Source organism: Stenotrophomonas sp. 85239_Sma, from assembly GCF_056481725.1.
In genome coordinates, this window is record NZ_CM151163.1 from 2,003,223 (window position 1) to 2,017,955 (window position 14,733).

Annotated in this window: 11 protein-coding genes; 7 read left to right on the forward strand and 4 right to left on the reverse strand. The window is 66.7% G+C overall.

The features are described 5' to 3' along the window. Positions 1–618 precede the first annotated feature (618 nt). The 6 genes from ACYKG1_RS09480 to ACYKG1_RS09505 all read left to right on the forward strand — a co-directional run bounded on the left by ACYKG1_RS09480 (position 619) and on the right by ACYKG1_RS09505 (position 10,526). Complete coding sequence (locus ACYKG1_RS09480) at positions 619–3,084, forward strand: GH92 family glycosyl hydrolase (protein ID WP_100472130.1); 2,466 nt, start codon at positions 619–621, stop codon at positions 3,082–3,084. 96 nt (positions 3,085–3,180) lie between these two features. Beyond that, positions 3,181–4,230 carry a LacI family DNA-binding transcriptional regulator gene (locus ACYKG1_RS09485; protein ID WP_057499695.1) on the forward strand — a complete coding sequence of 350 codons (1,050 nt, stop codon included), beginning with the start codon at positions 3,181–3,183 and terminating at the stop codon, positions 4,228–4,230. 60 nt (positions 4,231–4,290) lie between these two features. Continuing rightward, positions 4,291–5,604, forward strand: a complete 1,314-nt coding sequence (gene fucP, locus ACYKG1_RS09490; protein ID WP_100472131.1) for an L-fucose:H+ symporter permease — start codon at positions 4,291–4,293, stop codon at positions 5,602–5,604. A gap of 7 nt (positions 5,605–5,611) precedes the next feature. Further along, complete coding sequence (locus tag ACYKG1_RS09495; RefSeq protein ID WP_478472515.1) at positions 5,612–6,607, forward strand: carbohydrate kinase family protein; 996 nt, start codon at positions 5,612–5,614, stop codon at positions 6,605–6,607. Then, positions 6,604–7,830 carry an AGE family epimerase/isomerase gene (locus ACYKG1_RS09500; RefSeq protein ID WP_478472517.1) on the forward strand — a complete coding sequence of 409 codons (1,227 nt, stop codon included), beginning with the start codon at positions 6,604–6,606 and terminating at the stop codon, positions 7,828–7,830. The genes ACYKG1_RS09495 and ACYKG1_RS09500 overlap by 4 nt, the downstream gene beginning before the upstream one ends. Positions 7,831–7,907: 77 nt before the next feature. After that, positions 7,908–10,526 (forward strand): beta-mannosidase, encoded by a 2,619-nt coding sequence (locus ACYKG1_RS09505; RefSeq protein ID WP_478472518.1) that lies wholly within the window; start codon positions 7,908–7,910, stop codon positions 10,524–10,526. An 86-nt stretch (positions 10,527–10,612) separates the two neighbouring features. Here the strand turns inward: ACYKG1_RS09505 and mtnC are convergent, their stop codons facing one another. From mtnC to ACYKG1_RS09520, 3 genes are all read right to left on the reverse strand, one after another. After that, positions 10,613–11,308 carry an acireductone synthase gene (mtnC, locus tag ACYKG1_RS09510; protein WP_478472520.1) on the reverse strand — a complete coding sequence of 232 codons (696 nt, stop codon included), beginning with the start codon at positions 11,306–11,308 and terminating at the stop codon, positions 10,613–10,615. A gap of 3 nt (positions 11,309–11,311) precedes the next feature. Beyond that, the gene (locus ACYKG1_RS09515; RefSeq protein WP_053511800.1) at positions 11,312–11,869 is read right to left on the reverse strand and encodes a 1,2-dihydroxy-3-keto-5-methylthiopentene dioxygenase; all 558 of its coding nucleotides are present in this window, start codon (positions 11,867–11,869) and stop codon (positions 11,312–11,314) included. 86 nt (positions 11,870–11,955) lie between these two features. Further along, on the reverse strand, positions 11,956–12,597 hold the full coding sequence (locus ACYKG1_RS09520; protein WP_478472521.1) for a methylthioribulose 1-phosphate dehydratase: 642 nt from the start codon (positions 12,595–12,597) through the stop codon (positions 11,956–11,958). 254 nt (positions 12,598–12,851) lie between these two features. On the opposite strand from ACYKG1_RS09520, the gene ACYKG1_RS09525 reads away from it, so the two are divergent. After that, positions 12,852–13,226 (forward strand): hypothetical protein, encoded by a 375-nt coding sequence (locus ACYKG1_RS09525; protein ID WP_049444927.1) that lies wholly within the window; start codon positions 12,852–12,854, stop codon positions 13,224–13,226. Between the two features lie 65 nt (positions 13,227–13,291). On the opposite strand, the gene ACYKG1_RS09530 is transcribed toward ACYKG1_RS09525, so the two are convergent. Beyond that, the gene (locus tag ACYKG1_RS09530; protein ID WP_100472136.1) at positions 13,292–14,719 is read right to left on the reverse strand and encodes an amino acid permease; all 1,428 of its coding nucleotides are present in this window, start codon (positions 14,717–14,719) and stop codon (positions 13,292–13,294) included. Positions 14,720–14,733 lie beyond the last annotated feature (14 nt).

Below are 14,733 nucleotides of genomic sequence, written 5' to 3' on the forward strand. Positions count from 1 at the left end.
ACACGCCGTAAACCCGTCCATGGGGGCTCGATGGCGCCATCCATGGCGCCAACGGTCCTGCCAGCCCACACCGCCCCACCCCCGACAGTTTCCTGGTGACGGTTGGATGGGGCCTGGAATCACGTGGGGTCATGGGTCCAGATCCGTTTTCCGTTGGAAAACGGATCTGACCCCGATTGATTTCGTTTTCTGACAGAGATTCATCCACGCATGGCGTGGATCTACAGATCGCGGAAATGTGTCGAAGGCGGGATGGGTCCGGTTGCGGGAGTGTCCGCGGCATGGATGCCGCGGCCAAGCCCCCAGGGACGGGTTTACGGCGTCCCCCGCAACCGGACCCATCCCGCCTATCCACGGATAGTCAGCTGTTGCTCCGGCTGTTGCCTTGGCTTGCAGCAGGTGCAGGGCGCAGCCCTGCCGAACCCCCCCTCTCATGCTGCGCCGCAGAATGCATTCGGCTGAACCTGCATGCTCTACTTGAATCGATCTAAATTCACGGTCTCGTGGCTCGGGCGTCATTCCAGGGGGAGCTGTCTGCCAGTTGAGGCAGAGCTCAGCGGAACGGTGCCGGATGGCCCCGGCCGCCTGCCTTCGTGTCATCGACTACAGGAACCCGACATGCGTCCAGTGCCGTCCGCTCCCGCCGTCCCATTGTCTTCGCGCCCGCTGGCGCGCCTGGCCTGCCTGCTCGCACTGTCGGCGTCGCCGATGCTGCTGCAGGCCGCGCCGGCTGCGCTGGAGCGCGAGGTCAACACCTTCATCGGCAGCAAGGACGACGGCAATACGTTCCCGGGCGCGTCGGCACCGTTCGGCCTGATCCAGGTCAGCCCGATCGGCAGCCACTATTCGGGCTGGCGCTATGACGACGAGAAGATCCGTGGCTTCGGCCACTCCTTCATCTCCGGCGCCGGCTGCTGGGAGCAGGGCGGCCAGGTGTCGGTGCTGCCGGTCACGGGCTCGATCGGTCCGGGCGGCGATTTCGATACCAGCAACGCCAAGCAGTTCGATCACAAGGCCTACGCGGCGTCCTATACCCACGACGGTGAGGTCGGCCAGGCCGGCTACTACAAAGTGCGCCTGACCAGCTACGGCGGCATTGATGCCGAGGCCACCGCGCGCACCCGGGCCGCCGCTGAACGCTACACCTTCAGCCAGCGCAGTGGCGATGGCCACGTGCTGGTCAATGTCGGCCAGGCCAACGAGCGCCATTCGGTGATCGGCAGCGTGGTCGATGTGGTGGGCGACCGGGTGGTCGAAGGCAAGCTGGTCACCAAGAGTTTCTGTGGTGGCCATCAGTACACCACCTGGTTCCGCATCGAGTTCGACCGTCCGTTCAAGGCGCATGGCACCTGGGGCGAGGGCGGTGGCCTGCCGGGCGCGCGCCACAGCATGGAAGGCGAACAGAAGCCGAACGGTGCCTGGCTCAGCTTCGACCTGGCCAACGGCCAGTCGGTGACGGCGGTCAGCGCGATCTCGCACGTGGATGCCGAAGGCGCGCGCACCAACCTGCGCGCGGAAGGCATGCAGGGCGGGGCGCTGCTCGGTTTCGACCGCATGCGTGCGCTGTCGCAGCAGTCCTGGCGCGAGCAGCTGGGCCGGGTGCGTGTGCAGGGCGGTACGTCTGATGACCGCACCGTGTTCTACAGCGCGGCGTACCACGCGCTGCTGCAGCCGATGACCGGCAACGATGCCGACGGCCGCTATCGCGGCTATGACGATGGCATCCACCGCGCCGATGGCTGGACCTATTACGAGTACTTCTCGCTGTGGGATACCTACCGTGCGCAGAACCAGTGGTTGGCACTGACCCGCCCGGACGTGGCGCGCGATATTGGCCGTACCCTGCTGGCGATCGACGAGCAGGGCGGCTGGTTGCCGCGCTGGGGCTATGCCAACTTCGAGACCAACATCATGACCGGCGATCCGGTCACGCCGTTCATGGTCGACCTGTGGCGCTTCGGCGCGCTCAAGGGCCGTGAATCGCAGGCATGGGATGCGCTGCGCCGCAATGCGTTCGGCACGCCGCCGCTGAACTCGCGCATGGCGGGCCGTTCCGGCAACCCGACCTACCTGGACAAGGGCTATGTGGTCTACGACCGCGCGTTCCCGTCCAAGGGCATGGACGTCGATCCGCACCACGGCGGTTCGGCCACCTTGGAGTACGCGCTGGCCGACTGTGCGCTTTCGCAGATGGCCGATGGCCTGGGCCATGCGCAGGACGCGGCGACGTTGCGTGAGCGCGGCCGCAACTGGCGCAAGGTGTGGGACCCGCAGGTGCGTGACGCCGAGACCGGCTTCACCGGTTTCCCGCGCCCGCGTACCGAGGACGGCCAGTGGTACACGCCGGCCGATGGCCACTACAGCCCGCGCTCGCACCATGGTTTCCATGAAGGTACGGCGTGGCAGTACCAGTGGCTGGCGCAGCAGGACGTGCCGGGCCTGGTCGAAGCGATGGATGGCCGCGAACAGGCCGGCCGCCGCCTTGATGCGTTCTTCGCGATGGACGCGCTGCAGGCCGATCCGCTCAATGCCGCCCGCAAGGCGTGGGTGGTCGGGCCGTACAGCTACTACAACCAGTTCCGCTACAACCCGAACAACGAACCGGACCTGCACTCGCCGTGGCTGTACACGCTGATCGGCCAGCCGTGGAAGACCGCAGCGGTGGTGCGTGCCGCGCAGCAGTTGTTCACCAATGCGCCCAACGGCGTGACCGGCAACGACGACCTCGGCACGATGTCGGCCTGGTACCTGTTCAGCGCTATCGGCGTGTACCCGGCGGTGCCCGGCAGCGGCCAGTTCCTGCTGCACACGCCGCGCTTCAGCAAGGTGGAAGTGGACCTGGGCAATGGCCGCACGCTGCGCATCGACGCGCCGGGTGCCGATGGCCGACGCCTGCAGTACGTGCAGGGCGTGAAGGTCGATGGCCAGGCGCATGCGCCGGTGTGGCTGGACTGGAGCCAGCTGCAGCAGGGTCCGCGCCTGCAGTTCGCGCTCGACGCGAAGGCGCCGGAGCAGGGCTGGGGCACGGCGGTGAAGGACCTGCCGGTGTCCTGGTGCGCGGCACCGGGCAGCCAGCTGCGCTGAGCCGGACTGTGCCGTTCGCGGTGACCCAGCGAACGGCACGGCACGACACGGCCCTGATCCATTAGGCTTGAGCCTCCAGCGGAGTCCGGGAAGACGATGAACGACAACGGCAGCAGTCCCAGCAAGCGCGCCGGCAAGGCGGTGACGGTGACCGACATCGCGCGTGCGATCGGTGTGTCACGGGCCACCGTGTCGCTGGTGCTGCGCGGCAGCCCGCTGGTCAACGTCGATACCCGTGCCAAGGTCGAGGCCGAGCTGCGTCGCCAGCGCTATGTCTACAACCGCGCGGCGGCCAACCTGCGCCGGCGGACCTCGTCGAGCATCGCGCTGGTGATCAACGATCTGTCCAACCCGTTCTTCGCCGAATTCGCGTCCGGCGTGGACGAGGCGCTGGGCGGACGCGGTTACGTGACCCTGCTCGGCAGCACCGGCGAATCGCCGGAGCGTCAGCAGGCGGTGCTGTCCACGTTGATGGAGCACACGCCGGCCGGCCTGATCCTGTCGCCGGCCGAGGGCAGCGACACCACGCTGCTGCGGCAGGCGCTGGGCGCCAATGCCAACGTGCTGCTGTTCAACCGCGAACTGGAAGGGGCCGACTGGGACTTCCTCACCCTGGACAACCAGCACGGTGCCTATCTGGCCACCCGCCACCTGATCGAGCGCGGCCATCGCCAGATCGCCTTCTTCGGCGGCCACGCTGCATCGAGCTCGTGCCACCAGCGCCGTGCCGGTTTCCAGCAGGCGCTGGCCGAGGCCGGCCTGTCGCTGCCACCGGGCTGGATGATCGAGTCGGCACCGAACCGCCTGGAAGCCGCGGCGCGCACCGATGAGCTGTTTGCCGACGGCCATCGCCCCAGTGCGGCGGTCTGCTACAACGACACCGTCGCGCTGGGCCTGATGCTGGGCTTGAACTCGCGCGGCATCCGTCCGGGCGGTGACTTTGCCGTTACCGGTTTCGACGATATTTCCGAGGCTGCGGTTGCGGTGCCGCCGTTGACCACGCTCACTGCCGATCCGCGCGAGCGGGGCCGGCAAGCTGCCGCGTTGTTGCTGCAACGACTGGACGAGCCGGATGCGCCGCCACGGCGCACGGTCGCGCCGGTGCAGTTGCGCATCCGCGAAAGCAGCGCCGCACGACCGAACTGATTGCTTCCATATTCCCCTTCCACGCAACAACGACCTTCCGCGCATCGAGGCGCGTACCGCATGCCGATCTCCGCAACGCCCCGTCCATCGGGTTCTTCGGGCAACGCACCTGCCGTCACCAATGGCAAGGCGCTGGCTGTCGTCACCACGATCTTCTTCATGTGGGGCTTCCTGACCTGCCTCAATGACATCCTGATCCCGCACCTGAAGGCGGTGTTCGAACTGAACTACGCCAAGGCGATGCTGGTGCAGTTCACCTTCTTCGGCACCTATTTCCTGATGTCGCTGCCGGCGGGTCGCCTGGTGGCGGCGCTGGGTTACAAGAAGGGCATCGTGGCCGGCCTGGTGATCGCCGGCATCGGCGCGCTGGGCTTCTGGCCGGCGGCCGAGCTGCGCGTGTATGGCGCCTTCCTCGGCGCATTGTTCGTGCTGGCCACGGGCATTACCGTGCTGCAGGTCGCTGCGAACCCCTACGTCGCACTGCTGGGCCCGGAGCAGACCAGCTCCAGCCGCCTGACCCTGGCGCAGGCGCTGAACTCGCTGGGCACGGCCATCGCGCCGATTTTCGGTGGCATGCTGATCCTGTCCAACACGGTCAAGAGTGCCGATGACATCGCGGCGCTGCCGGCCGCCGAGCAGCTGGCCTACCGTGCCGCCGAGGCGCAGGCCGTGCAGGGCCCGTACGTGGGCCTGGCGGTGGCGCTGGTGCTGCTGGCGCTCTTCGTGTTCCTGTTCCGCCTGCCGGCGCTGAGTGATGCCACCGAGCAGGCCGACCAGGGCCACCATCACAGCTACCTGGATGCGCTGCGCAAGCGCCACCTGCTGCTGGGCGTGCTGGGCATCTTCTTCTACGTTGGCGCCGAAGTGTCGATCGGCAGCTTCCTGGTCAACTACCTGTCGATGCCGAACATCGGCGGCTTCAGTGAGCAGCAGGCCACGCATTACGTGTCGGCCTACTGGACGATGGCGATGATCGGACGCTTCGCCGGTTCGGCGCTGCTGGCGCGCTTCTCGCCCAGCCGTCTGCTGGCGATCTTCGCGCTGGTCAACGTGGGCCTGCTGGTCACGACCATGCTGAGCTCCGGCAACGTCGCGCTGTATTCGGTGGTGGCGATCGGCCTGTTCAACTCGATCATGTTCCCGACCATCTTCGCGCTGAGCATCGAGCGCCTGGGCCCGCTGACCAACAAAGGGTCCAGCCTGCTGATCATGGCCATCGTCGGCGGTGCCGTGGTGCCGTACCTGCAGGGCGTGCTGGCCGACCACATCGGTGTGCAGGCCAGCTTCCTCCTGCCGTTGCTGTGCTACGGCTACATCATTTTCTACGGACTGGTCGGCGCGCGTACGCCGGCCTCCGCAACGCAGGGAGGCTGAGTCCGGAATGGGTGCCATTGTCTGCTTCGGCGAAATTTTGATCGATCTACTAGCGCAGCCGCCGGCCTCGGCCGATACGCCGCGCGCGTTCCTGCAGTACGCCGGCGGTGCGCCGGCCAACGTCGCTGTCGCCGCCGCGCGGCTGGGTGCGAAGACCCAGTTCGTCGGCATGCTGGGCCGTGACATGTTCGGTGACTTCCTGGCCGACAGCCTGGTCGAACATGGCGTAGGCACGGATTACATCGTGCGCACCGATGCGGCGAAGACTGCGCTGGCGTTCGTTGCCCTGGACGCCAGTGGCGAGCGCAGCTTCAGTTTCTACCGCCCGCCGGCGGCTGACCTGCTGTTCCGCGACAGTGATTTCCAGGCGGAGTGCCTCGACAGCGCGCAGTGCTTCCACGTCTGCTCCAACAGCCTGACCGAGCCGGCCATCGCCGAGGCGACCTTCGCCGGCATGGACCGTGCCCGTGCGGCCGGTGCGGTGGTCAGTCTCGATCTGAATCTGCGCCCTGCACTGTGGCCCGCCGACGTCGATCCGACGCCGCGCCTGTGGCAGGCGCTGGAGCGTGCAGACCTGGTCAAGTTGTCGCGCGAGGAACTGGACTACCTGGCCGCGCCGCTGGGCGCCGATGGCGAGGCGGCGGTGCTGCGGCGCCTGCTGGCTGCGCAGGCGCGCTGGGTGATCGTCACCGACGGCGCCGCGACGCTGCACTGGTACACCCGCGACAATCACGGCACGGTCACCAGCTTCCGCGTGGCTACGGTCGACACAACGGCGGCCGGTGATGCCTTCGTCGGTGGCGTGCTGGTCGGCCTGCTGGAGCGGGGTGGGGCGGGTGCTGGTTTCGCCGCGTTCTGCCAGGACCCGGAAGCGATCACCGCCACGCTGCGCTTCGGTGCGGCGGTCGGTGCGCTGGCTGTTACCCGCAAGGGCGCGTTCGCCGCGATGCCCTCGCTCGATGAAGTGCAGCAGCTGCTGCAGGCCCAGGACATTACCGCATGAGCACCTCGCCCGATTTCCGTTCGCCCGCGTTCCTGCGCGCGCATATCGCCGACACGATGGCGTTCTACCACCCGCGCTGCATCGATCCGAACGGCGGCTTCTTCCATTACTTCCGCGATGACGGAAGCATCTACGACGCCAGCCACCGCCACCTGGTGAGCAGCACCCGTTTTGTCTTCAACTATGCGATGGCCTACCGCGAGTTCGGCAATGCCGAATACCGCGAGGCCGTCGAGCACGGCGTGCGCTACCTGCGCGAGGTGCACCGCAACCCGGTCACCGGTGGCTATGCCTGGACCCTGCGCGACGGCAAGGTCGAGGACGACATGAACCACTGCTACGGCGTGGCCTTCGTGCTGCTGGCCTACAGCTGCGCACTGAAGGCCGGTGTCGAGCAGGCCCGCGAGTGGATGGACGAGACCTGGCAGCTGCTGGAAGCGCGCTTCTGGGAGCCGCAGCACGGCCTGTACAAGGATGAAGCCGATGGCCAGTGGAACTTCACCGGCTACCGTGGTCAGAACGCCAACATGCACATGTGCGAGGCAATGCTGGCGGCCTTCGAGGCCAGTGGCGAGCAGCGCTATGTCGAGCGCGCGTTGCAGCTGGCCGACAACATGACCCGGCGCCAGGCTGCCAAGGCCGGTGGCCTGGTCTGGGAACATTACGATTCCAACTGGGAGATCGACTGGGACTACAACCTGGACGACCCCAAGCACCTGTTCCGCCCGTGGGGCTTCCAGCCCGGCCATCAGACCGAGTGGGCCAAACTGTTGCTGATCCTGGATCGCCACGTGCAGGCCGACTGGCTGGTGCCGATCGCGCAGCACCTGTTCGATGTGGCGGTAGCGCGCAGCTGGGACGACGCCCGGGGCGGCCTGTACTACGGCTTCGCACCGGAATCGCGTCGGCAGCCGGGCATGGACGGCGCCCCGATCGGCGGCGACAGCTTCGTCTGCGACGACGACAAGTACTTCTGGGTGCAGGCCGAAACGCTGGCGACCGCCGCACTGATGGCCCAGCGCACCGGGGACGACCGCTACTGGCAGTGGTACGAGCGCATCTGGGCGTATTCGTGGGAGCACTTCGTCGACCACCAGTACGGCGCCTGGTTCCGCATCCTCGATGCCGACAACCGCAAGTACAGCGACGAGAAGAGCCCGGCCGGCAAGGTGGATTACCACACCATGGGCGCGTGCTACGAAGTGTTGAACGTGGTGCGTTGAGGCGGGTGTCGCCACACGCATGATGAATCGGAATCGGTAGCGCCGGGCCGCGCCCGGCGGAAAAACAGGAGTATCACGTGCATCGCCTTTCCCTCGTTGTCCGTCTGCTCCTGCTGCTGGTCGCAGCCTCCGCCATCCCGGCAACTGCGGCTCCACTGCAGGCACAGTGGCAGTTCCGCATGCTGCCGGGTGATGCGCAGGGCGCTGCGCATCCGGGTCTTCAGCAATGGCGTGCGGCGAAGGTGCCGGGCAGCGTACACACCGACCTGCTGGCCCATGGGCTGATCCGCGACCCGTACGTCGGTGCGCCCGAGGCCGAGCTGCAGTGGATCGGCCTGACCGCCTGGGAGTACCGCGCCCGCTTCGACGTGGATGCGGCGACGCTGGCCAAGCCCAATGCCGAGCTGCGCTTCGATGGGCTGGACACCTATGCCGAAGTCAGCCTCAACGGCAAGCCGCTGCTGCGCGCGGACAACGCGCACCGTACCTGGCGTGCGCGCGTGGAAGGGCGTCTGCGGGCGCATGGCAATGAACTGCAGATCGTGTTCCGCTCGCCGATCCGAACGCTGCTGCCAGGCGTGCAGGCAATGCCGCACAAGATCGCTGGCAATTACCCGTCGCCGTATGGCGATGAGCCGAAGGACGCGATGGTGGGCAACTTCGCGCGCAAGCCGGCCTACCACTTCGGCTGGGACTGGGGCCCGCGCTATGTCACCGCCGGGGTCTGGCGCGGGGTCGACCTGCAGGCCTGGGACGCGCACCGCCTGACCGATCTTGCCGTGCGAACCGATGCATTGAGTGCGGAGCAGGCGAAACTGGCGGTGCTGCTGCAGGTGGAGCAGGGAGCTGCTGCGGGTTCGGCCTTGGTGAATGTGGATGTGCGTGATCCGGATGGCCGCAACGTGGCCCAGGTGCAACGCACGGTGTTGCTGAAGCCCGGCCAGAACGCGGTTGAGCTGCCGGTTGAGCTGGCCACGCCGCGGCGCTGGTGGCCGGTGGGCCATGGTGCGCAGGATCGCTATACCGTGCGGGCTCGACTGGATGATGGCGCCGACGCAGCGCTGGCGCGCGAGCAGCGCATTGGCCTGCGCACGGTCGAACTGCGCCGCGAGGAAGACCGCAAGGGCGGGCAGGGCTTTGCCTTCGTCATCAACGGCGTGGAGATCTTCGCCAAGGGCGCCAACGTCATTCCGTTCGATGCCTTCCCCGCACGCGTCGATGCCGCACGCCTGCGTCAGGTGCTGACCGCCGCGCGCGACGCCAACATGAACATGCTGCGCAACTGGGGCGGCGGCTACTACGAGGACGATGCGTTCTTTGACATCGCCGATGAGCTGGGCCTGCTGGTCTGGCAGGACTTCATGTTCGGCGGCGGCATGCAGCCAGGCTACGATCCGGCCTTCCGGGCCAGCGTGGTGGCCGAAGCACGCGACAACGTGCGCCGGCTGCGCCATCACCCCAGCATCGTGCTGTGGTGTGGCAACAACGAGGAAGAAACCGCCTGGAAGGACTGGGGCCACGGCCGCGACCTGAAGGCGGCCGACCCTGCATTCGCGGCGAAGGTCTGGCAGGGCTATGTCGACCTGTTCGGCAACGACCTGCGCCAGGTGGTGGGTGAGGAGGGGCTGGGCGTGCCGTACTGGTCCAGCTCTCCCAGCAACGACCTGGATGAAAAGGCCAACGATTCCACCCGTGGTGACAAACACTATTGGCAGGTCTGGGGCAATCCGGCGCTGCCGGTGCAGGCCTACCTGCGCGAAACCCCGCGTTTCATGTCCGAGTTCGGCCTGCAGGCGTGGCCGTCTGTGGCGACGGTGGACCAGATCGCCACCCGTGCCGAGCAGCGCGTCGACAGCCCGGTGATCCGCGCGCACCAGAAATTCATGGCCGGCGAGGGCAACAGCCGCCTGCTGCACTACATCGAACTGGGCTACGGCACGCCGAAGGACTTCGAGGACTTCATCTACCTGAGCCAGGTGATGCAGGCCGATGGCATCGCACTGGCGGCGCTGCATCATCGCGCCTCTCGGCCGTACACGATGGGTTCGCTGTACTGGCAGCTCAACGATGTCTGGCCGGGCGCCTCGTGGTCCAGCGTGGATTACTTCGGCCGCTGGAAGGCGCTGCACTTCGCCGCGCGGCGCTTCTTTGCGCCAGTGACGGTGGCTGCGCTGCGCGACGAGGGCCGTACGCGGGTGCGCCTGCTCAACGACGGTGCCGCACTGGATGCACGCTGGCGGCTGCGGGTGATGGACGTGGAAGGGAAGGTGCTGCGCCGTCGCGAGGAAGCGGTGACGCTGGCGGCGGCGGGTGTCACCTCGATCGGTGATTTCCGCGATGCCGAATTGTTGGCCGGTGCCGATCCCAAGCGTACGGTGGCGGTGTTCGAACTTCTGCAGGATGGCAGGGTGAGTGCACGCCAGGTTGTCGGGTTCGTCGAGGCCAAAGACCAGCAGCTGCCGAGGCAGGCGTTGAGGAGCACGCTGTCCATCGAAGGCGACCACTACCGTCTGCGCCTGGAAAGCGCGGCGTATGTGCGCGCGACGTGGATCGATTTCGGCGCGCTGGACGTGCAGGTCGGAGACAACCTGCTGGACCTGCTGCCGGGCGAAACCCGCGATATCAAAGTGCGCGGCCCGGTGGATCTGGTTACCCTGCGCGAAGCGCTGAAGGTAAAGACCCTCAACGACCGTTGAGCAAAAAAGGGGACGGAGGGGATTAAGTCGTTTGTGGCCCATGTGTGCCACAAACGACTTAATCCCCTCCGTCCCCTTTTTCTTGCTTACAGCTGGATCTGCTGGAAATTCTCGACCCGCTCGTGGCCGTTGGCGGCATGGCCGGCACGCGGCATCGGGTAGTCGTCCAAGCGATCGATCAGCCGGGTCTGCAGCCCGGCTTCGCGGGCCGCATCCAGCTCCTCGACCACATCGGACAGGAACAGGATCTCGCCGGCCGGCACGCCGATGGCCTGCACGATGCGACGGTAGCTGTCCGCCTCACGCTTGCCACCGATCTCGGTATCGAACCAGCCCGACACCAGCGGGCTGAGGTCTCCGGCGTCGCTGAAGCCGAAGAACAGCTTCTGCGCCGGTACCGAACCGGAGGAGTACACGTACAGCGGCAGGCCGGAAGCGTGCCAGCCCTTCAGCACAGGCGCCACTTCCGGATAGAAGTGCGCGGTGTAGTCACCGCGGCGGTAACCTTCGTCCCAGATCAGCCCCTGCAGCGCCTTCAGTGCGGTGTGCTTGCGGTCCTGGTCGATCCAGCCCTGCAGTGTCTCGGCCACAAGGCTGTCCTGGCAGGCGCCACCGATCTCGGTGGCCACCGCATCCAGCCAGCGGCGGACCTCCGGCTGCTGGCCGTGCTCGGCGACGAACGCGGGCAACGCCTTGCGCGCATAAGGGAACAGCACGTTCTTGACGAACGAGATGCTGCTGGTGGTGCCTTCGATGTCGGTCAGGATGACGCGGGGCTGCATGGATCAGGACGCCTGGGTAGGTACGTAACGGGGGAACTTCTGCGCAATGTCGGTGCCGGTGAAGTGACCGACCCAGCCATCCGGCTCGGTGAAGAAGCGGATTGCCACGAAGCTCGGCTCGTCGCCCATGTCGAACCAGTGAGTGGTGCCATCGGGCACGGCGATCAGGTCGTCCTTCACGCACTCGATCTCATAGACCTTGTCACCCACGTGCAGGGTGAACAGGCCGGAGCCTGCGACGAAGAAGCGCACCTCGTCTTCCTTGTGGAAGTGCTCGTCGAGGAACTTCTTGCGCAGCTCGGCGCGGTTCGGGTTGTCCGGGGCGATCGAGGCCACGTCCACGCTCTTGAAGCCGCGCTCGGCCACCAGGCGGTCGATATCGGCGCGGTAGGCGGCGAACACTTCATCCTGGCTGGCGCCCGGTGCGACCGGTGCGGTGGCCTGCCAGCGCTCGAAGGTGACGCCGATCTTCTGCAGCTCGGCGGCAATGATCGCGCCATCCTGGGTGTCCAGCAGCGGCGATTCGGGGCGGGTGTCGTCGTAGATGCGCAGTCGGCTCATGGCGGCAGCTTGAACGTCTCGGGGGAAGACAGGGTAGCAGGGTGGAGGCAGGGCGCAGATTCCGGATCGGCATCTGCGTTGCGGGTTCAGCCGCGGAGCTTGCGCAGTTCCAGTTCGCAATGCAGCAGGAACTCGAACGCTTCCAGGTGGCGGCGCGCCTCGGCCATGTCGCGGCCCCAGGCGTACAGGCCATGGCCGTCGATCAGGTAGCCCCACAGGTTCTGCCGGTCGAGCAGGTCATCGACCTGCTTGGAAAGCACGTTCATGTCCTGGGTGTTGGCGAACACCGGCACGTCGATGGCCATCTCGTGGGTGCTGTTGCCGGCGAAGGCCTTCAGCAGTTCATAGCCTTCCAGGCGGATGAGGCCCTGCGGCGCGTACAGGCGCGAGGCGACGGTCTGCACCGGCGAATGGGTATGCAGCACGCAGCCGATCTCCGGGAAGCGGCGATACAGCTGGGTGTGCAGCAGTGTCTCGGCGGACGGGCGCAGCGGGCGGCCGACGGCCAGGCCGTCGAAGTCCACGACCATGATGTCGTCCTCGATCAGGCGGCCCTTGTCCTTGCCGGAGACGGTGATCGCGGCGTGGCGGTCGTCCAGGCGGTGGGAGAAGTTGCTGCTGGTGGCCGGGGTCCAGCCGGCGTGGGCCAGTTCGCGGACGTTGTCGATCAGCAGCTGGGCCAGTTCGCTCAGGCGCGCGGTGTCGTAGGGGAAGGTGGGGGTGTCCATGGTCGCCATTTTACGTGATCCGGCCCATGGCTGGGCCTGCGGCGTGGTGCCGGGCTGCTGCGCTGGAAACGCGATGCGGTGTGTCGGCAGCCGGTGGACTGCGTTTGGATCGTGGCAGGCACAGCGCAGGCTGAATGGGGGAGTCCGTGCTCGCGCTGGAACCGGTTCCTGTCGTGGACAGCCCTTGTGCGGCGACACACCATCGGGTTGCCGCAGGAGTTCCGGCGAGCACCAAGGAAAGGAGGAGTACTTCGATGATCACGCGCGCGATGGGGATGATGGGGGTGATCGGTGCCATGCTGGCCAGCAGCGGCTGTGCGATGGAATGGGTGAAGATGGATGCCAGTGCGCGGCCGTTCGGTCCCGCCCACTCCAGTTGCATGGCGCGGGCCGGCGATCACTGGCCGGTGAGGAACGAGGTGGCAACGCGCACTGTCTACGAGGACCGCAAGGTGCCCTGCAGGCTCGATGAAGTCTGCACGATCGACGGCAAGTACAACCTCGTGCCGATGCCGAAAGAGGAGAGTTACATCGTGGACGTCAATGCGTCCGACCGCAGCAGCGAGTTCAGGGCCTGCATGGCCGGTGCCGGCTGGCAACAGGAACTCATCTGGTTCAATCGCCGCTAGGCGAGGCGCGCAGCCTGCGCCAGCGGGCGGCAGGGCAGGGCCACCAGGGCCCTGCCACGCTTGTTTTACTTCGTGCGCAGGCGGCTGTGCCTGAAGCCGTAGCAGAAATAGATCACGAAGCCGACGAACGTCCACACACCCATCAGCATCCAGTTGTGCAGCGTCATCGCCGACAGCAGCGCCAGGCAGCTCAGCACGCCCAGGCCGCAGATCAGCCACGCCATCGGCATGCGGAACGGACGCGGCAGGTCCGGCTGGGTGCGGCGCAGGATCAGCACGCCCGCGCACACCGCCGCGAACGCGATCAGCGTGCCCATCGAGGTCAGCTCGCCCAGGATGTCCAGCGGGAACAGCGCCGCCAGCAGCGCGATGCCGATGCCGGTGATCACGGTGTTGATGTGCGGGGTGCGGTACTTCGGGTGGATCCTGGTGAACACCGGCGGCAGCAGGCCGTCGCGCCCCATGATCATGAAGATGCGCGGCTGGCCGATGATCATCACCAGCACCACCGAAGACAGGCCGACCAGCGCGCCGACCTCGACCACCCAGCGCAGCCAGTCCAGCTGCGGATGCGCCGCCACGGCAGTCACCACCGGCTCGTCGGTGCCCAGCAGCTGGAACGGCACCAGGCCGGTCATCACTGCGGCCATTGCGATATACAGCACGGTGCAGATCACCAGCGACAGCATCATGCCGATCGGCATGTCGCGCTGCGGGTTCTTCGATTCCTGGGCGGCCACCGACACCGCCTCGAAGCCGATGTAGGCGAAGAACACCATCGCCGCGCCACGCAGCACGCCTTCCATGCCGTACTTTCCGGGGCCTTCGTTGGCGGGAATGAACGGGGTCCAGTTGCTGGTATCCACGTACTTCCAGCCGACCACGATGACCAGCACGATCAGGCCGGTCTTCAGCACGACCATCGCCATGTTCATCGCCGAGGACTTGCTGATGCCGACGTAGCACAGCCAGGTCAGCAGCAGCACCAGCGCAGCGGCTGGCAGGTTGGCGATCGCACCGGTCGGGCGCAGCTGCGCGTCGAGTGGCGCGCTGACCAGCGTCGCCGGTAGATGGATGTCAAACTGGCTGAGCAGGCTGAGGAAATAGCCGGTCCAGCTGACCGCCACGGCGGATGCGGAGACGCCGTATTCCAGCACCAGCATCCAGCCGATGAACCAGGCCGAGAGCTCGCCGAAGGTGGCATAGGTATAGGTGTAGGCGCTGCCGGAGACCGGCACCATCGAGGCGAACTCGGCGTAGGCCAGCGCGCAGAAGGCGCAGCAGACCGCCGCCAGCACGAACGACAGCATGATGGCCGGGCCGGCGTGGTTGGCGGCGGCCTGGCCGGTGATGACGAAAATGCCGCCGCCGATCACCGCGCCGATGCCGAGGGCGGTCAGCCCCCAGGGGCCGAGGTGGCGGCGCAGGCTCAGGCCGTTGGCGTCTTCATGGGCGGCATGCGGGTGCTTGGTGGCCCACAGTTGCTTGAACATGTGTGGTGGTCTTG